A 17,683-nucleotide genomic window follows, 5' to 3' on the forward strand; every position below is an offset into this window, starting at 1 on the left:
TCTCCTTTGTATCTTGGTTTTGGTCGACTAAAGTATACAACGCAGGAGAGCTTGCGTTTATTTTTTTGCCAAAAAAGCCAATAACCACACGCCTTTGGCGTGATTATTAGCTTTCAAGTTTCAGTTATTTAAAATAATAAAAATTGTAAATTGAGGTTGGTTTTTATGAGGTTCAATGATATGATATTAAAAATTAACTTTTAGTTAATAAAAATTTAAGGAGATGAAGTTCAATGTGTAAATCCAAGTTAAAAACTGTCATGCAGTTTATGTTGTTAGTCGTTGTTGCGTTATGTGTAGGTAGTATTGCATCTCGACCAGCACATGCTGAGGATCAATCATTGAATCGAGTCAAACAGAAGGGGACTCTGGTCGTCGCAATCTCGCCCGACTATCCTCCTTATGAATTTCAAGTTAATCAGAATGGTAAACAGGTCGATCAGGGAATTGATGTCGATCTGGCTAAACAGATGGCTAAAGATTTACATGTAAAGCCAGTCTTTAAGAACATGAGTTTTGATTCTGTTTTAGTAGCCGTACAGACAGGTAAAGCCGATATGGCAATTGGAGGAATTAATCCGACTCCGGCACGTCGGCAGAATGCTGATTTTTCTAAAATTTATTATAATGGTGGTCAAGATTTTTTAGTTAACAAAAAAGATGCTGGGAAAATCAAAGATAAAAATAGTCTCAAAGGCCAAAAATTAGGAGTTCAGTCGGGAACACTACAAGCTCAATTAGCTAAGAAAAACATTCATGGTGCCCAAATTACTCAAATGTCCAAAACTCCTGATTTAGTTTTAGCGCTTAAAACTAATAAAGTTGATGCAGTTGGGTAGAAAAACCAGTTGCGGAAGCCTACGTAGCAAATGATAAAGATTTAGTAGCAGTTAAATCTGGTTATAAGTTAAGCAAAAATGAAACCGGTTCGGCAATTGCCTTTCAAAAGGGTAATAGTTCATTAGCAAAAGCAGCCAACCAAACGATTGATAAAGTTCATCGAGATGGTTTGATTAAGCAGTACATTAAAAATGCTGGAAAGTATATGAAAGTTAACGTCCAAAATACTTCCATGTTGCATTACTGGAAATACTTTGCCGACGGATTGAAATATACCTTGATTATTTCAATTGTCGGATCAATCATTGGGATTATTTTAGGAGTCTTACTTGCTTTAATGAGAATCAGCAAATTTAAACCATTTAGTTGGTTCTCAATTAGCTACACCGAGGTAGTGCGTGGTACACCAATGATGGTTCAAGTCTTGTTAGTCTACTTTGGACTAGGAGTATTAGTTAATATTCCTGCACTGACAGCTGGAATTATCGCAGTTTCACTGAATAGTGGTGCATATGTGAGTGAAATCATCCGAGGCGGAATTGCTTCCGTAGACAAAGGACAGTCTGAAGCAGCTAAAAGTTTAGGACTTTCGAAGAAAGATGCTATGGTATCTGTCATCTTGCCACAAGCCTTTAAAAACATCTGGCCAGCTTTAGGAAATGAATTTATTACCATCATCAAGGAAAGCTCAATCGTTTCAATCATCGGGGTTACTGATATCGTTTACGAACTGAATATCGTTCGAGCCGATACGTATCGGGGAGTTTCTCCAATCGTAGTCGCAATGGTAATGTACTTTGTACTCTCGTTTACGCTGACTAGAGTATTAAACTACTTTGAAAGGAAGATGAACCATGACTAAAACTGATGATAAAGTAATGATTCAAGTTAAAGACCTAAAGAAAAGTTTTGGCGATAACGAAGTTTTAAAAGGAATTGATGGAACAGTTAAATCCGGTCAGGTGATTTGTGTGATTGGTCCTTCAGGATCTGGAAAGAGTACCTTTCTTCGTTGTTTAAACTTATTAGAAAATCCCACTAGTGGAGAAGTTTTATTTGATGGCAAAGATATGACCAAGTTAACGCATAGTGAAATTGCTGGTTTGGGTGCTAGAATGGGAATGGTATTTCAGAATTTTAATCTCTTCCCTAATATGACAGTTTTAGAAAATTTGAAATTATCGCCTAAAAAAGTTAAACATCTAAGTGATGAAGATGCCACTAAAATTTCACTTGATTTGTTAGATCGGGTTGGTTTAAAAAACAAAGCAGATGTTTATCCTTCCAGTTTATCAGGTGGACAAGCACAACGGGTTGCAATGGCACGAGCATTAGCGATGAATCCTGAAGTCATGTTGTTTGATGAACCAACCAGTGCTTTGGATCCTGAAATGGTTGGAGAAGTTCTTAGCGTAATGCAAGAGCTGGCTAATGAGGGAATGACAATGGTAGTTGTGACACATGAAATGGGATTTGCTAAAAAAGTTGCCGATCAAGTGTGGTTTATGGCTGACGGTTATATTCAAGAAAAAAGTGATCCGGAAACGATGTTTGAAAATCCACAAACAGAACGGGCTCAAGACTTCATTAATAAAATTATTACAGATTAAAACCAAAAAAGCTCAATCACTATTTTTAAAGTGATTGAGTTTTTTTAATATTATGTAGAGGTATGATTTAAGTTAGCTTGAATTCACTTCTTTGAGAGTAGATAATTAAAGTTGAGTGTAAAAGTGGAGGTTAATCAATGTTTACATTAACTAATATTATTATTTTAGTGGTAACCAGTATCATTGCTGGAACTCTCAATGGAGTTGTTGGTATGGCAACTCTAGCATTGTATCCAGCCATGTTATATGTTGGAATTGAGCCAATTACAGCGAATGTGACCATTACGGTTGGATTATTATTTAGCGATGCTAGTGCTGTTTTGTCATCGCGTAAAGAGTTAAAAGCCGATGTTCCTGAAACGATTAAAGTTTCAGCCTTAGTAACGTTTGGATCGTTATTTGGATCGATTATTTTATTATATAGTTCCACAGAAAGTTTTAAAAAAGTTGTGCCTATTATTATTTTATTCTCGGGAATTTTAATGGCACTTCCTAAAAAACATAGTTCCGCAGGCAAAGTTAAAACCTGGGTGAAACTTGTCTCAATCATTGCATTGGCAGCTGTGGGAGTTTATGAAGGTTACTTTGGTGCTGGAACTGGAGTTTTATTGACAGCGGTATTATCTAGAATTACGACTGCTCCATATGCCGAATATAATGCAACCCGAAATATGGCAGCCTTATGTGCTGATATTTTATCGGTCATTATCTTTATTTTCACTATTCCAATTGATTGGTTAGTAGTACCAATTATTGCGGTTGGTTTGTTTTTGGGAGGGTATTTAGGACCGATAGTGGTTCGTTTTATTCCTTCCAAGGTAATGCAATACGGGATAAGTATTTTCGCTATTATTGTATCGTTATATTTAGGATATCAAGCTTTTTTCTAGGAATAAATAAAGAAACAATCACAGTTTAATTGTGATTGTTTTTTGTTAAAGAAAAATAATTGCAACGATAATGATGGCTAAAACTAAAATGATGGTTAAAAAGCATGGAACTAAATTTAAAATTTTTGTCATAAAGTGCTACCTCCGTTTAATCGTAATCGCCGTCATCATCATCGTCGCCAAAATCAAAGGAAATATGATTATTATTATGCGTATATGCTTTTTCAAAGCCTTTCATCTGACCGCCGCCATAGTACCCAGTTAATCCAATTGCTAACCCAAAAACTGTCAAAAGTAGACCAGTAATGAGGGTAATCTTCATAAATTTAACCATTGTTATCACTCCTAGTAGTTGATTTTTCTAGTTGGTTGCGTTTGAAAATTCGTTTTAATAGAGCTGATAAACCTTGAATGATAAAACGAATAATAAAGTAACAAAGCGGAATCAATGTAACGATAACCCCAATAATTAAAATTCCTAATCCTAAAGCTGCAAAGGCAATTAGTCCCTTTGAAGCAATGGTAGTAATTCCCATAGTGATTAACATTCCAGCAGATAACAAACTGAAGAAAAGTAAGATGCTAATTCCGAAAATTGCCATAACAATAAAGAACAGTAATCCAAGTGCAGCTGTTAGTAAAACAGGGGAAGCCAAGGCTAATAGAATAGTGACAATTAATTTAATATTTTGATTAACGCTTTTATGTTTAGCAACCGTTTGATTGGTTTCTTTTTCATCTTGAGAGATGGAATAATTAGCGGTAATTTGGCGTGCTAATTGACGCGGCGTTCCTAGATTATTAACGATTTTTTTATAGTCAGACAGGTTTCCATCTTCTAAGTATTCAGTATAATAATTTGTTGCTTCATCACGTTCCTTATTAGGTACGTTTTTTAAATAATATTTGAGCTCGGTGATATATTGTTGACTGTCGTTTGGCATCTTATTCACCTTCCTGTTTAGTATCGAAAATTTGATCTACGATTTTTTTATGTTCAATCCATTCGGCTTTAATCTGATTTAGCTGGGTTAATCCGGAATTTGTGATTTTGTAATACCGACGATTTCGTCCATCGAAGGGTCGATCATAAGTAGTAACCCAATCTTCTTTTTTTAATCTTCTTAAAATTGGATATAATGTCGAATTTGAAATTGGTATAAAATATTTAACGTCCTGAGTTAGAGAATAACCATAATAGTCTTGATGCGATAATAAGGCTAAGACCATTCCTTCCAAAACTTCAGAGCTAATTTGAATTGCAATAATAACCCACCCCTTTGCTTATATTAATATTATACAACGTATAATATAGATTTCAACATCAAATTAAAGCTGATTACTACTTTAGTTTGAATTTAATTAACGATTTTTTGGAAGCAAAAAGCCCGTAAAAATTATTTTTACGGACTTAATCGGCATTTATTTAAGTAAATTAGCATAGTGGGCAATATTAACTACTACATTTTTAATTGCTCTAGCATAATAATCTTGTTCTTTACGACTTAAATCATCTTTAAATTCTCCATTAGTTTCAAAGACATTTTGCACGCTTTTAATATGAAGATTATGGGGCAAGGTGATTAAGTTTAAGGCTTGATACACTGGAAGGAGAGCCATTGATGCTAACAAGCCGCCAAATCCACCCATTGAATAACTAATGCTTTGAATTGGTTTATTATTTACTCCGGAACCGAGATAATCTAAAGCATTTTTTAATGCTCCCGGAATGGAAAAATCATATTCTGGCAACAATAATAACAATCCATCTGCATTATAAACATCCGTTACCCATTTTTTGGCATTTTCAGGTAATGTATTGACATAATCAGGAGTATTAAATGGTGGTAATGGCTGATTATAGGCAGCTAAATGATAATCGGAAATGCGAATAAAGTTTAGATGAGCTTCACATTGCAGCTCTAATTCGTCTTGATGGTTTTCAAGATAAGTTAAAATTCTATTTCCCATAGATGGTTCGCGAACACTACCTAAAATTACATTAATTGTCGTCATAATTATTCTCCTTATTGTTATAGTAGTTAGTTTAGCACTAATTATTTGTAAGCGTAAGTAAGAATAAATTTATTTTTTTATTAGATATTGATGCAGATAGTAAACTGGGATTCCTGCTAGAGTGATTGCCAAACCAACCATTGCTAATTCTGTTTCATTAATTACCGTGGTTATTACGATAAACAGTGCACCAATAATAGCAATGATAGGTACTACTGGATACCACAACACACGGTAAGGACGTTCTAATTCGGGTTCTTTTTTACGCAGTACGAAGAGGGCAATAAAGAGTAAACAGTTAAAAATCCACATTACAAAGACCAGCATATCGGTCAAAAGATCAAAACTTCCTAATAAAATCATGATGATAGCAATAGTTAAAATAAACAGACTAGCGACATAGGGAGCTGCTGCTTTGTTTAATTTTTTAAATTGTTTACTAAATGGCAATAGATTTTTACTTGCTAAAGCATAAGGAATCCTAGCCCCAGTCATAGTATAACCATTTACAGTTCCAAATACTGACACTAAAATACCGATGGTAACTAGCTTACCGCCAAATTCACCAAATAATTTACCGGCGACTTCGGCAGCGGTATTGGTATTGCCAGCGATAGCATTGATTGGCATGTTTTTCAAAAAGATCCAGTTCACTAATACATAGATAACCATGATAAAAGTTAATCCTAATACCACAGCTTTAGGGATATCTTTTTTGGATTTTTCATTTCTCCAGCGATATCGCCAATATTAATCCAGCCTTCATAGGCAAACATAGTGGCTAATAAGCCTCCTGAAAAGGCTGTTAGAAGGTTAGCGTGGTTGGTAGGTGCGATTGGTACAAAAGTTACATCAACGTGACCAGGAATGATTAAACCCACTACTACAATTAAAAAAATTGGAATTAATTTAAAGATTAAACTGATTGATTGAACTGTTCCGCCAACTTTGGCACCCATGGTATTTAAAGCAGTAATAAATATGACAACTGCAATTGCAATTGGAACGGCTAATGCCATGTTTAAGTGGAGTAAAGTTGTGACTTGGGTTCCAAAAATGATAGCTAAGGCGGCCATATTAGCGGGAACATAGATTAACATTTCTGCCCAGCCTAGTAGAAATCCACTGAGCGGTCCGTAGGTATGTCGCATATATTGTACACTTCCTCCGGTTTCTGGGATTGCAGCTCCTAGTTCGGCTACGGTTAATCCTCCGCAAATAGTTAAAACTCCAGCTACTACCCAGGCTAGTAAGGTTAAACTAACTGAATGCGTTGCGTTTACAACACTAGCGGTTTTGAAAAAGACTCCGCCTCCAATTACAGTTCCCATTACTAATGCTAAAGCACTAAACGGTCCAATAGTTCGTTTTAATTTTTGTTCAGCCATTTTTCTATCCCCTTAATTTCAATTTTCTATTTTGTAAAAAAAGAGCCTAGTTAGTTTAACTAACTAGGCTCTTTTACTTAATTTGATAATCGTAGAATATAAACGAACATCAGATGACCTAGTTAGCAACTCAACGAGTATCTAACTAGGCGTCCCAAACTAACCATACTTAGATACATACTTACCAAGTAGAGTTAGAGGAGGAGTTGTTTTGTGTCATCATTTGTTTGTTCATTGTTATATCCCTTTCTGTCTTCGTTACTTATGATTAAACCATCAAAATTAAGGGAAGTCAATCTTTTTTTAGAGAAACTTAAAATTTAAACGAGTTATGCTTGAGTTTGGAGTTTTGTTACCCACTTTTGATAGGCAGATTCTTCATCAGTTGGCTGATAATCTGCCTTTGCAAAGTCATGATTTAGTAAGTCGGATTCATTGATGTTTAAATGACCTAAATTAGTAGCATTTGCAATTAATTGCAGATGATATTCGCCATTTTCACTCGTTACTTTGACTTTTACCATGCCGCCGGGATTATAGACGGTGATTGTTTTTGCAAAATCACCCTGATAATGGTTAAGGGCATAGGCAAGGCTGGTCGATGACATCCCGGTTCCACAAGCATTTGTAAAACCAACTCCGCGTTCAAAAGTTCGAACAAATAATGTATCAGGTCCGATAATTTGAGCGAAGTTAACGTTAACGCCATCTGTGAAATAAGGGTTTTCTCCGTTTAAATAAGTTCCTAAATCCTTGAGTTTGTCAGATTTTAAAACTGCTTTCGAAACAAAACTAATCAAGTGGGGATTAGGTACGGCAATTGCAGTAAATTTTAAATCTGGATCTAATTCGGGAACTTTTTGATCTCTAATCTGATCTGTTTTTAGATTAGAAAAGGGAAAATCTTGTTGATTGAAACGGATAGGGGAAATGGTAACCCCAAAACTCGGAACTTGGTCAGCTAAATCAGGATATTTTTCTACTGCTAAATCAGCGTCTCTCGTTTCCACTTTGAATTTAGTTTGACCATATTTATTGGCTAAATACCTTGAGACGGTTCGCAATCCATTGCCACACATGGAAGCAATGCTGCCATCAGCATTGACGACGGTCATTTTGCCCAAACAGTCAGCATGATCAGATTTATCAACCACTAAAATCCCGTCGATATTATTTAAATTTTTATAATCAGATTGTTTTAAAGCAACCGTTAAAGCAGAAATTTCGTTTAGTGTTGGTTTTTTAGAAAATTGAGTAACATCTAGAATGAAAAAGGTGTTTTCGGATCCGTGTATTTTCAGTAGTTTTATCATGGTAGTCCTTTCAATTTACGATACGATTATTATCAAAGAAGTGCTGATAAATTAGTTTAACCGATTTTTCAGCATCCGCGTCATCAGTTCCCAGCATTAAAGCAATCTTAGAAGCCCCTTGGTTAATCATATGGATTTTAATATCGTGGTCGGTGAGTGGACGAATAATATTTTCGATGGTAGCCGAACTTTTTTGCATCCCTTCACCGACTATCATGATAATAGCATAATTATCAATCCATTCCAGCTGGTCGGGATGTAAAGCAGCATTAATTTCAGCACAAATTTTTTCTTTTTTGGCAGGTGTAAGTTGCTTGTTGTCAAAAATAATGGTTAAATCGTCGATTCCAGAAGGCATATGTTCATATGAAACATCATATTTGTATAAGATCTGGAGAATTTTGAGTGTAAATCCGACTTCCTTATTTAACAGATATCGATGTAAATATAATGCCGAGAATCCTTTGGAACTGGCAACTCCAGTGATTAAGTTGGTCGGTTCGAACTCATTTTCAGGAATAATCATGGTACCTGGTAGCTCCGGATGACTGGTATTTTTAACGTTAATGGGGATTTTGGCTTCGATAGCCGGAATAATAGCTTCATCATGAAATACGGAAAAACCGGCATATGATAATTCACGCATTTCGCGATACGTCATCACGTGAATACTAGTTGGATCTTTAACAATGTGCGGGTCAACTGAATAAATTGCATTTACATCGGTAAAGTTTTCATACACGGATGCATTCAATCCCTTGGCCACAATTGATCCTGTAATGTCAGATCCACCACGAGAGAAGGTCGCAATCTGATTATCTTTCGTAATTCCAAAAAAGCCGGGGAAAATTAAATGAATATCGGTATTGGGGTATTTTTCCAAGTTATCGTATGTATCAGGTAAGACATGAGCATCTTGGGCTTTGTCGCTTACTAAGAAACCAATTTTTCGCGGATCCATAAATTTTGTTTTAATTCCGATTTGATTTAAAACTTGACTTAAAGTGTAGGCATTTAAATATTCGCCTTGGGCTTTAAAACCAGCCATCAAATAATCATCATTGGGATAATTTTGGAATGGTAGTTGTTTAATTGTTTGCGTAATTTTTGCTAAAATGCTGGAATCTAATTGAAAATGTTCCGTAATGTTTTGATAACGAGCAATAATTGCTTGTTGTAATTCTTGATAATCTTCGTTGGCTAACACGGCGTTAGCATATTGAATCAATAAATCAGTAACTTTTATATCACCTTTAAATCGAGTTCCTGGTGCTGAAACAACCACGGCTTTTCGTTCGGGATCAGCTTTGATAATTTTAATAATTTGTTCGAAATGGTTGCCATCAGCCAGGGAACTTCCACCAAATTTAACTACTTTCATTGTTAGTACCTCACGGAATTTTGTTAGTGTGAAATTACCACCATTTAATTAAATAAGCAAATAAAATTTAGTAAGAAAACGACACTTTTAATTACGATTATTATATAGTAATAATTAAATTTTCATTTGATATCTGTTGACTTATTAGTTTTTATTAGTTATGATTTTAACAAATCAAATAGAGGTCGCAAATAACAAAATTAGTTAGCGGAGTTTTCCATTCAGCAAAGAAACTAACGAAAGGGTTGTTTGCCGAAGTGCCAAGTAATGGAGCTTGGTTAACTGGGACATAACTTAAAAGGTTATGGACTGTCGGAATTTATTCCGGGGAGCTATGTATAATCGATTCTAAAAGTAATTAAGGGTCTTTTTTGACGGAGCTACCGGGCAAAAAGGACTCTTTTTTTATACAAAATTTGATTTTAATAAAACTACGGAGGAAACAAAATGCACGATGATATTGAAGTTCAAGATAACCAGTTAATGATTGGCGGAGTCCCCGCTACTAAATTAGCTGATGAATATGGGACGAACCTGCAGGTGTATGACGTCAGTAAAATTAGAGATCAAATTCGTGCATTCAAACGTGTTTTTGAAAAAAATAATCTCGAATATGCAGTAAGTTATGCTAGTAAAGCTTTTGCTTGTATCGCAATGTATCAAGTTTTGAAACAAGAGGATGCACATGCTGACATTGTTTCTGGCGGAGAACTTTACACGGCAATCAAAGCTGGATTTCCTATGGATCATGTTAGTTTTCATGGGAATAATAAGTCACGCGCAGAATTAGAAATGGCAGTTGATCATCATGTGGGGATGATCATTTTAGATAATTTCTATGAAATCCAATTATTAAATGAAGTTTTAGAAGCTAAAGATGCCACAGCAGATGTAATGCTTCGTGTTTCTCCAGCAGTTTCAGCTCATACTCATGAATTTATTCAAACTGGACAACAAGACAGTAAATTCGGCTTTGATATTTTAACTGGACAAGCTGATGAAGCTTTACAGCAAGTTTTGAATAGCGAGCGTATGAATCTCAAGGGAGTCCATTCCCATATCGGTTCGCAAATCTTTGAAACAAGCGGGTTTAAAATTGAAACTGAAAAATTAGTAAGATTGATGAAACATTGGCAAGATGAATTTGACTATACCCCTGAGATTGTCAATGTGGGTGGCGGCTTTGGAATTAAGTACACTGATGACGATCATCCTATCCGACCCGAAGATTTTGTACAGCAAATCATTACCACCATGCAGGAAGAAACCGAAAAGCTGGGAGTGAAAACTCCTGCAGTTTGGATTGAGCCTGGTCGTTCTATTTCTGGACCTGCCGGAGTTAGCTTATATCGAGCTGGTTCTAGCAAAACCATCCCCAATATTCGAAAATATGTCGCAGTTGATGGCGGTATGGGCGATAATATCCGTCCTGCCTTGTATGGGGCCAAGTATGATGCCGTAGTTGCCAATGATGTGGTTGATGATGAAACTGAACTGGTTACGTTAGCTGGTAAATATTGTGAATCCGGCGACATTTTGATTAAAGATATTGAGTTGCCAAAGATTAAGCCGGGCGATGTGATTGCGATTTTAGCAACCGGAGCTTATGGATATTCGATGGCATCTAATTATAATCGTAATCCACGACCCGCAGTGATTTTTGTTGAAGACGGTAAATCACAAGTAGCAATTAAGCGAGAAACTTTTGCAGACTTGGTTCATTTAGATCAAAACTTAGACATTTAAAGGAGAAAATCAGATGGCTGAATTAAACGCACAAGAAATTATTCAATATATTAGTAATGCAGAAAAGAAAACTAACGTAAAAGTTTATTTAAAAGGTGATTTAGCAAACGTTGAATTTCCCAAAGGGGTTAAAACTTTCATTAATGGCAACACTGGGGTCATTTTTGGTGACTGGGGAGTGATTCAACCATTATTAGAAAAATATCAGGAAGAAATTAGTGATTATGAAGTTGAAAATGATGGGCGTAATTCAGCAGTTCCATTATTGAACACTAAAAACATTGCAGCCCGGATTGAACCAGGAGCAATCATTCGTGACCAAGTTAAAATTGGTAAGGATGCTGTGATTATGATGGGGGCTTTGATTAATATCGGTGCTGAAATTGGTGATGAATCTATGATTGATATGGGTGCCGTTTTAGGTGGCCGTGCAATTGTAGGAAAACATTCTCATATTGGTGCCGGCGCTGTATTAGCCGGAGTAATTGAACCAGCGAGCGCACAACCGGTACGAATTGACGATGATGTTTTAGTCGGAGCTAATGCGGTTGTAATTGAAGGCGTTCACGTTGGTAAGGGAGCGGTAGTAGCCGCCGGAGCGGTAGTAACAGAAGATGTAGCTCCTTACACAGTCGTAGCCGGAATGCCAGCCCAAAAAATTAAAGACGTGAACCAAAAGACACTTGATAAAACTAAATTGGAAGATGATTTAAGAGGTTAAACATGGGAGAAGCTAAGACCGATTTATTAAAGATTTATCGAAATTTACATCAAATTCCAGAATTAGCACTTCATGAATTTCAGACTCATGACTATTTAATGAAGCAAATTAAACAAGATACGGCTGCGATTGATTATGCAGAAATTCAAGTTCCTAATGAATTACCAACTGCAATCTTGGTGTTATTACACGGAACCCAACCCAAACGGACTATCGGTTATCGGACTGATATCGATGCATTACCAGTTGCGGAAGATACCGGATTGGATTTCTCCTCAAAACACGATGGAGTGATGCATGCTTGCGGGCATGACATTCATATGACAGTTGCTTTAGGAGTTTTACAATATTTCACGCAACATCAGCCAACTGATAATTTGTTATTTTTCTTCCAACCAGCTGAAGAAAGCGAAAATGGCGGCAAGCTAGCTTATGAAGACGGCATTTTTACGGGGAAATGGAAACCTGATGAATTTTATGGGCTACACGATAATCCCCAACTTTCCGCTGGTGCGATTGGATGTCGGATGGGAACTTTATTTGCCGGAACAACCGAAGTAGATGTTGATTTTACGGGAACACAGGGACATGCAGCCTATCCGCAATTTGCTAACGATATGATTGTGGCAGCTAGTCAATTTATTAATCAGGTTCAGACGATTGTATCGCGAAGTGTTGATCCAATTGAAGGTGGTGTGATTACCTTTGGCCAATTCAATGCTGGCACTATTAGAAATGTGATCTCCGGCTCAGCTCATTTAAAAGGGACGATTCGCGGACTGACGCAGAAGATGATTGAACATATTGATGAACGGCTTCAAGCCGTCGCCAAAGGAATTGAAACTAGTTATGACTGCCAGGTTGATTTGAAATTGAATCAGGGTGGTTATCTGCCAGTTGAAAATAATGATAAACTAACAGCTGACTTTATTAATTATATGGAAGAAAATCCAAAAGTTGATTATGTAGAAACTGAACCTGCTATGACGGGGGAAGATTTTGGCTATTTGTTAGCTAAATTTCCCGGAACCATGTTTTGGTTGGGAATCGGCGACCCCAAGAATCAGTTGCATTCTAGTAAGCTGGTTCCTGATACTAACGCGATTCAGCCTGGGATTGATGCAATTACCGGATTCTTGCAACATCGAATGTTAGAAAAAGATTAGGAGAAAATATGTTTGAAAATACTGATATTATTACAGCTTTAGTCACTCCGTTTGATTGTCATAACCAGATTAATTATGATGCTTTACAAAAATTAGTTGATCGTTTATTACGCGAAGGTGGTAACGGATTTTTGATTGGGGGCACAACTGGGGAAACTCCAACTTTAACTCATGATGAAAAGATTAATCTTTACCAACACTTTGTCAAAATTGTGGCTGGACGAGCACCAATTATTGCTGGAACAGGTAGTAACAGTACGGCTGCTACAATTGAGTTTACTCAAGAAGTTAGCAAGATTGATGGGATTGATGCCGCTTTGGTCGTAGTTCCTTACTATAACAAGCCAGATCAAGTCGGGATGAAAGCTCACTTTAAAGCAGTTGCTGATGCTTCTGATTTACCCATCATTATGTACAATATACCCGGTCGAACCGGTGTAACGATGGACGTTGAAACCATTGTTGAATTGAGTCAATATCCTAATATTGTTGGAGTTAAACAATGTGGCACGATGCCAGAGTTTGAAGAATTAGTGGAAAAAACTCCGACTGATTTTCTGGTTTACACTGGTGAAGATCCACAAGCATTATTTACGCGAACAGTTGGTGGTAGTGGAGTTATTTCAGTTGCGTCTCATTTATATATGCCTGAAATGCGGGAAATGTTTGATGCAATGGGGCATTATTTAACTCGTGCTGGACAATTACAACGTTATTTAACGCCAAAAATGCAGGCCTTGTTCATGTACCCATCTCCATCCCCAGTTAAATTTATGCTGTCGCGAAATGGTTTGAATGTCGGTGGGTGTCGTTTACCAATCACTAATTTAAATGAATCAGAACAACATAAGTTATTGCAAGCACTTGGAGAAAAGGAGTTAATCAATGATTAAAGTATTAGTTTCCGGGTTTCGCGGGGCAATGGGCGCAAAAGCCGTTAAAATGATTACCGCTGATCCTGATTTAAAGTTAGTTAGTGTTTACAGTCCAAATGTTGATCCCCAAGATGGTGCTAAATATGATTTACCTAGTGATTGTAAAATTTTTAATCATTTAGATGAAATTGAACCGGATGCACAAGTCTGGGTTGATTTTTCTACTCCGGACGGAGCATTTGAAAATGCTAAATTTGCGTTAGAACATCATATGGTTCCTATTATTGGAACTAGTGGTTTAAGCGATCAAGCAGTGAGCGAATTACAAAAAATTGCCCAACAAAATCAGATGAATGGTTTAATTGTGCCAAACTTTGGCTTGTCAGCAGTTTTATTGATGCAATTTGCTAAACAAGCTGCCAAGTATTTCCCTGATGCAGAAATTATCGAAATGCATCATGCCGATAAAGCCGATTCACCTTCTGGAACGGCCATTAATACTGCTAAGCTGATTGTTGAGGGACGTGAAGCAGACGGTCAAAAAAACGAAAAAGAAATTGAAACAATGCCAGATGCACGTGGAGCTGATTATGAAGGAGTTCATATTCATGCAGTTCGGCTGCCAGGTTACGTTGCGCATGAGCAAGTATTATTTGGGGGAGCTGGCGAAGCCTTAACTATTCGTCAGGATTCATTTGATCGAGAATCGTTTATGCATGGTTTAAACATTGCCATTAAAAATGTTGATAAATTAGATGGTTTTGCAGTTGGTCTTGAAAACGTTTTATAAAAGAGGATAGTAATGAAAAAATATAATGTAGCAATTTTAGGTGCCACTGGTGCCGTTGGAACAAGAATGATTGAACAATTGGAACAATCTTCAATTCCAGTCAACCAAGTAAAATTATTGGCTTCGAAACGTTCGAGCGGTAAAGTTTTACAATATAATGGGAAAGATATTGTTGTTGAAGAAACCACTCCAGAATCTTTTGATGATGTTGATATCGTACTTGCATCTGCTGGTGGTGCTGTTTCAAAGAAATTCTTGCCCGAAGCAGTTAAACGTGGAGCTGTGGCCGTTGATAATACTAGTGCCTTTCGAATGGATCCCGAAGTTCCGTTAGTTGTTCCTGAAGTTAACGAACAAGCAGTTTACGATCATAAAGGAATTATTGCTAATCCTAACTGTTCTACCATTCAGATGGTAGTTGCGTTGCAGCCAATCAAGGAAGCAGCTGGATTAAAACAAGTTATTGTATCTACATATCAAGCTGGTTCTGGTGCTGGTCAAACTGCTATTCAGGAATTGGATGATGAAGCACAACAACATCTAGACGGTGAAAAAATGACCGCTGATATTTTCCCTGTCAAAGGCGAAAAGCATCATTATCCTTTAGCTTTTAATTTGTTACCACAAATTGATGTGTTTGAAGAAGATGGTTCAACGCATGAAGAATGGAAAATGGTGCATGAAACCAAGAAGATTATGGCAGGCGATATGAACTCTGATGCTATCAAAGTTAATGCAACCTGTGTGCGAGTTCCAGTTGTGATTGGTCATGGTGAATCAGTTTTCTTTGAAGTGGAAGATAATAGCAAATTAGACACTGCTAAAGTTCAAGAATTAATCAAGAATGGAGATGGATTAGTTTTACAAGACGATCCAGCCCAGCAATTATATCCACAACCAATTAACGCTGAAGGTCATACTGAAACTTTTGTGGGTCGAGTACGTGAAGATCCAGAAAATCGTGGTAGTTATAACATGTGGGTGGTTGCCGATAACTTGCTAAAGGGTGCAGCTGCTAATACGGTGCAAATTGCGGAAAAATTAGTAGAACATGATTTGGTTCGTGTACCTGAAGATTATTATGGTAAAGAATAAGTATATTTTTGACGTCATGATAGTATATATATAAACAATTAAAACTTTATCTATTTAATTACCCATAAAAGTAGATAAGGTTTTGCTTTTGATTTTTAAGCAACTATGTATATAAAATGTGTGAATTAGTTCGTTTTTTGTTGATTTTATAACATTTGTTTATGAATTTAGTTCATCACGTTCCGAATGATTTGTCTAAAAATTCAATTTAAAGGTTGACAAACCTCTGATTTCAATTTAGTATACAAATCAAAGATATGAACGAAAGAGTAACCGAATGCTGAATGCACAGAAAGTCACGAGAGTTGAAAAGTGACCATTCACTGAGGCGAACCACACTCGTGATGATCCAGTATATTCTAGAAAATACTCGGTTTGCTCCGTTAAGAGCTGTACCTTACTAATTAGTAAGGTACCTGAGTAGATAGTAGTAATGCTATCTAAAATAGAGGTGGAATCGCGAACGAATCGTCCTCAAGTTGTCATTTAATTGATAACTTGGGGACTTTTTTGTTTGATCCTAAAATAAAATTGAATTAAAAGGAGCTAATTATGGATTATATTTATCAAGTTTTACCGAGTCTGTTAGATGGACTCAAGATGACGCTAGGTGTATTTATTTTAACTTTACTTTTTTCTTTACCATTAGGAATAGTGGTTGCAATTTTACAAAAGTCTTCCTTACGAATTATTCGTTGGATTGTTGATGTTTACATCACGATTATGCGAGGTACCCCTTTATTACTACAAATTGTGTTTGTGTACTATGGGTTGAGTTTGGCGAACATTGTGACCTTACCCCGTTTTGAAGCAGCTGTTTTTACTTTCGTGTTAAATTATGCGGCTTACTTTGCCGAAATCTTTCGTGGCGGAATGCAGTCGGTTGCACAAGGACAATATGATGGTGCTAAAGTTTTGGGATTTAATCGCCTGCAGACCTTGCGTTACATCACCCTTCCCCAAGTAGTTAAAACCGTTATGCCATCCGTTGGAAACGAAGTAATTAATTTGGTAAAAGATACTTCTTTAGTTTACGTGATTGGACTTGGCGATATGATGCGTGCCGGCAACATTGCAGTGGCACGAGATGTTACCTTGATTCCATATCTGTTAGTTGGAGCAATGTATCTATTATTTACGATTATGTTAACTGTTGGAATGCGGTCCATCGAAAAACGACTCAACTATTATCGTTAGGAGGGAAAATCATGTTAACAATTAAAAATTTAAAGAAAACTTATAATCAGAAAACTATCTTTAAAAATTTGAATCTAACGGTTCCAAATGGGGGTATTTTAACTGTAGTCGGACCGTCTGGAATTGGTAAAACGACTTTTTTAAATATTTTAGCTGGTTTAACATCGGCCGATGCCGGTAAAATAATTTTAGATGGCAAGCAGTTAGAACTAGATCCGCGACGGAAAAGTACCGACGTGGGAGTTATTTTTCAGGATTTTAATCTTTTCCTCCAATATACAGTGACAGAAAATGTCACTTTGGCTCCCAAAGTTGTTAAAAAGGAGCGACCATCTCAATATCAAAAACAAAGTGATCAGTTACTTGCCGAACTGGATTTGAGTGATAAAAAAGATTCATATCCGTTTCAGCTTTCTGGAGGACAAAAACAACGAGTATCCATTGCTAGAGCATTAGCTATGAATCCAGGTATATTAGCTTATGACGAACCCACTTCCGGATTAGACAAAAAGGCGACGGAACGAGTAACCGAAGTCATTCAAAAACTCCAACAGCGCGGCGTAACTCAGATTGTAGTTACCCATGATTTACCTTTTGCCAAAAGTTTGACTGGAGAAGTTTTAGATTTTGGGAAAGACGTGGAGCGTTAGAAAGG

At 36.6% G+C, this 17,683-nt stretch carries 16 protein-coding genes, 2 pseudogenes and 1 riboswitch; of the genes and pseudogenes, 11 read left to right on the top strand and 7 right to left on the bottom strand.

Annotated elements, in window-relative coordinates:
* Positions 1-233 precede the first annotated feature (233 nt).
* The 3 genes and pseudogenes from BHU33_RS02945 (at position 234) to BHU33_RS02955 (ending at position 3,340) form a co-directional block, all read left to right on the top strand.
* Positions 234-1,702 (top strand): annotated as a pseudogene (locus tag BHU33_RS02945) (ABC transporter substrate-binding protein/permease).
* Positions 1,695-2,450 (top strand): amino acid ABC transporter ATP-binding protein, encoded by a 756-nt coding sequence (locus tag BHU33_RS02950; protein WP_054646780.1) that lies wholly within the window; start codon positions 1,695-1,697, stop codon positions 2,448-2,450. Before BHU33_RS02945 ends, BHU33_RS02950 begins: the two are co-directional and overlap by 8 nt.
* 137 nt (positions 2,451-2,587) lie before the next feature.
* Positions 2,588-3,340, top strand: a complete 753-nt coding sequence (locus BHU33_RS02955) for a sulfite exporter TauE/SafE family protein (protein WP_054646779.1) — start codon at positions 2,588-2,590, stop codon at positions 3,338-3,340.
* A gap of 148 nt (positions 3,341-3,488) precedes the next feature.
* Here the strand turns inward: BHU33_RS02955 and BHU33_RS02960 are convergent, their stop codons facing one another.
* From BHU33_RS02960 to BHU33_RS02990, 7 genes and pseudogenes are all read right to left on the bottom strand, one after another.
* Positions 3,489-3,674 carry a hypothetical protein gene (locus BHU33_RS02960; RefSeq protein ID WP_054646778.1) on the bottom strand — a complete coding sequence of 62 codons (186 nt, stop codon included), beginning with the start codon at positions 3,672-3,674 and terminating at the stop codon, positions 3,489-3,491.
* Positions 3,667-4,284 carry a DUF1700 domain-containing protein gene (locus BHU33_RS02965; protein ID WP_054646777.1) on the bottom strand — a complete coding sequence of 206 codons (618 nt, stop codon included), beginning with the start codon at positions 4,282-4,284 and terminating at the stop codon, positions 3,667-3,669. Before BHU33_RS02965 ends, BHU33_RS02960 begins: the two co-directional genes overlap by 8 nt.
* A 1-nt stretch (position 4,285) precedes the next feature.
* Positions 4,286-4,606 (bottom strand): PadR family transcriptional regulator, encoded by a 321-nt coding sequence (locus BHU33_RS02970; protein ID WP_054646776.1) that lies wholly within the window; start codon positions 4,604-4,606, stop codon positions 4,286-4,288.
* A gap of 156 nt (positions 4,607-4,762) precedes the next feature.
* A complete protein-coding gene (locus BHU33_RS02975; RefSeq protein WP_054646775.1) occupies positions 4,763-5,356 on the bottom strand; it encodes an NADPH-dependent FMN reductase in 594 nt (197 codons plus the stop codon).
* A gap of 69 nt (positions 5,357-5,425) precedes the next feature.
* Positions 5,426-6,744 (bottom strand): annotated as a pseudogene (locus BHU33_RS02980) (APC family permease).
* 329 nt (positions 6,745-7,073) lie between these two features.
* Complete coding sequence (gene dapF / locus BHU33_RS02985) at positions 7,074-8,057, bottom strand: diaminopimelate epimerase (RefSeq protein WP_054646774.1); 984 nt, start codon at positions 8,055-8,057, stop codon at positions 7,074-7,076.
* A 10-nt stretch (positions 8,058-8,067) separates the two neighbouring features.
* Positions 8,068-9,438, bottom strand: coding sequence for an aspartate kinase (locus BHU33_RS02990; protein ID WP_054646773.1), 1,371 nt, complete (start codon positions 9,436-9,438; stop codon positions 8,068-8,070).
* 171 nt (positions 9,439-9,609) lie between these two features.
* A riboswitch (Lysine riboswitch) is annotated at positions 9,610-9,781 on the top strand.
* A 104-nt stretch (positions 9,782-9,885) separates the two neighbouring features.
* Here BHU33_RS02990 and lysA point away from each other — a divergent pair.
* The 8 genes from lysA to BHU33_RS03030 all read left to right on the top strand — a co-directional run bounded on the left by lysA (position 9,886) and on the right by BHU33_RS03030 (position 17,678).
* Positions 9,886-11,184: a diaminopimelate decarboxylase gene (gene lysA, locus BHU33_RS02995; protein WP_054646772.1), complete on the top strand. Its 1,299-nt coding sequence runs from the start codon at positions 9,886-9,888 to the stop codon at positions 11,182-11,184.
* 13 nt (positions 11,185-11,197) lie between these two features.
* A complete protein-coding gene (gene dapD / locus BHU33_RS03000; RefSeq protein WP_054646771.1) occupies positions 11,198-11,905 on the top strand; it encodes a 2,3,4,5-tetrahydropyridine-2,6-dicarboxylate N-acetyltransferase in 708 nt (235 codons plus the stop codon).
* A 2-nt stretch (positions 11,906-11,907) separates the two neighbouring features.
* Positions 11,908-13,071, top strand: coding sequence for an N-acetyldiaminopimelate deacetylase (locus BHU33_RS03005; protein WP_054646770.1), 1,164 nt, complete (start codon positions 11,908-11,910; stop codon positions 13,069-13,071).
* 8 nt (positions 13,072-13,079) lie between these two features.
* The gene (dapA, locus tag BHU33_RS03010; protein ID WP_054646769.1) at positions 13,080-13,964 is read left to right on the top strand and encodes a 4-hydroxy-tetrahydrodipicolinate synthase; all 885 of its coding nucleotides are present in this window, start codon (positions 13,080-13,082) and stop codon (positions 13,962-13,964) included.
* Positions 13,957-14,736: a 4-hydroxy-tetrahydrodipicolinate reductase gene (gene dapB, locus BHU33_RS03015; RefSeq protein WP_054646768.1), complete on the top strand. Its 780-nt coding sequence runs from the start codon at positions 13,957-13,959 to the stop codon at positions 14,734-14,736. Before dapA ends, dapB begins: the two co-directional genes overlap by 8 nt.
* A gap of 12 nt (positions 14,737-14,748) precedes the next feature.
* The gene (locus BHU33_RS03020) at positions 14,749-15,831 is read left to right on the top strand and encodes an aspartate-semialdehyde dehydrogenase (RefSeq protein WP_056997737.1); all 1,083 of its coding nucleotides are present in this window, start codon (positions 14,749-14,751) and stop codon (positions 15,829-15,831) included.
* A gap of 552 nt (positions 15,832-16,383) precedes the next feature.
* Positions 16,384-17,028, top strand: coding sequence for an amino acid ABC transporter permease (locus BHU33_RS03025; RefSeq protein WP_054646766.1), 645 nt, complete (start codon positions 16,384-16,386; stop codon positions 17,026-17,028).
* 11 nt (positions 17,029-17,039) lie between these two features.
* Positions 17,040-17,678: an amino acid ABC transporter ATP-binding protein gene (locus BHU33_RS03030; RefSeq protein WP_054646765.1), complete on the top strand. Its 639-nt coding sequence runs from the start codon at positions 17,040-17,042 to the stop codon at positions 17,676-17,678.
* Positions 17,679-17,683: the final 5 nt, after the last annotated feature.

Origin of the sequence: Fructilactobacillus lindneri DSM 20690 = JCM 11027, from assembly GCF_002907375.1 — a bacterium.
Lineage (GTDB): Bacteria > Bacillota > Bacilli > Lactobacillales > Lactobacillaceae > Fructilactobacillus > Fructilactobacillus lindneri.

What these genes read in the sequence shown, in the direction of transcription:
- BHU33_RS02950 (WP_054646780.1), top strand. Translation starts at nt 1,695, where the DNA reads ATGACTAAAACTGATGATAAAGTAATGATTCAAGTTAAAGACCTAAAG.
- BHU33_RS02955 (WP_054646779.1), top strand. Translation starts at nt 2,588, where the DNA reads ATGTTTACATTAACTAATATTATTATTTTAGTGGTAACCAGTATCATT.
- BHU33_RS02960 (WP_054646778.1), bottom strand. Translation starts at nt 3,674, where the DNA reads ATGGTTAAATTTATGAAGATTACCCTCATTACTGGTCTACTTTTGACA.
- BHU33_RS02965 (WP_054646777.1), bottom strand. Translation starts at nt 4,284, where the DNA reads ATGCCAAACGACAGTCAACAATATATCACCGAGCTCAAATATTATTTA.
- BHU33_RS02975 (WP_054646775.1), bottom strand. Translation starts at nt 5,356, where the DNA reads ATGACGACAATTAATGTAATTTTAGGTAGTGTTCGCGAACCATCTATG.
- dapF (WP_054646774.1), bottom strand. Translation starts at nt 8,057, where the DNA reads ATGATAAAACTACTGAAAATACACGGATCCGAAAACACCTTTTTCATT.
- BHU33_RS02990 (WP_054646773.1), bottom strand. Translation starts at nt 9,438, where the DNA reads ATGAAAGTAGTTAAATTTGGTGGAAGTTCCCTGGCTGATGGCAACCAT.
- lysA (WP_054646772.1), top strand. Translation starts at nt 9,886, where the DNA reads ATGCACGATGATATTGAAGTTCAAGATAACCAGTTAATGATTGGCGGA.
- dapD (WP_054646771.1), top strand. Translation starts at nt 11,198, where the DNA reads ATGGCTGAATTAAACGCACAAGAAATTATTCAATATATTAGTAATGCA.
- BHU33_RS03005 (WP_054646770.1), top strand. Translation starts at nt 11,908, where the DNA reads ATGGGAGAAGCTAAGACCGATTTATTAAAGATTTATCGAAATTTACAT.
- dapA (WP_054646769.1), top strand. Translation starts at nt 13,080, where the DNA reads ATGTTTGAAAATACTGATATTATTACAGCTTTAGTCACTCCGTTTGAT.
- dapB (WP_054646768.1), top strand. Translation starts at nt 13,957, where the DNA reads ATGATTAAAGTATTAGTTTCCGGGTTTCGCGGGGCAATGGGCGCAAAA.
- BHU33_RS03020 (WP_056997737.1), top strand. Translation starts at nt 14,749, where the DNA reads ATGAAAAAATATAATGTAGCAATTTTAGGTGCCACTGGTGCCGTTGGA.
- BHU33_RS03025 (WP_054646766.1), top strand. Translation starts at nt 16,384, where the DNA reads ATGGATTATATTTATCAAGTTTTACCGAGTCTGTTAGATGGACTCAAG.
- BHU33_RS03030 (WP_054646765.1), top strand. Translation starts at nt 17,040, where the DNA reads ATGTTAACAATTAAAAATTTAAAGAAAACTTATAATCAGAAAACTATC.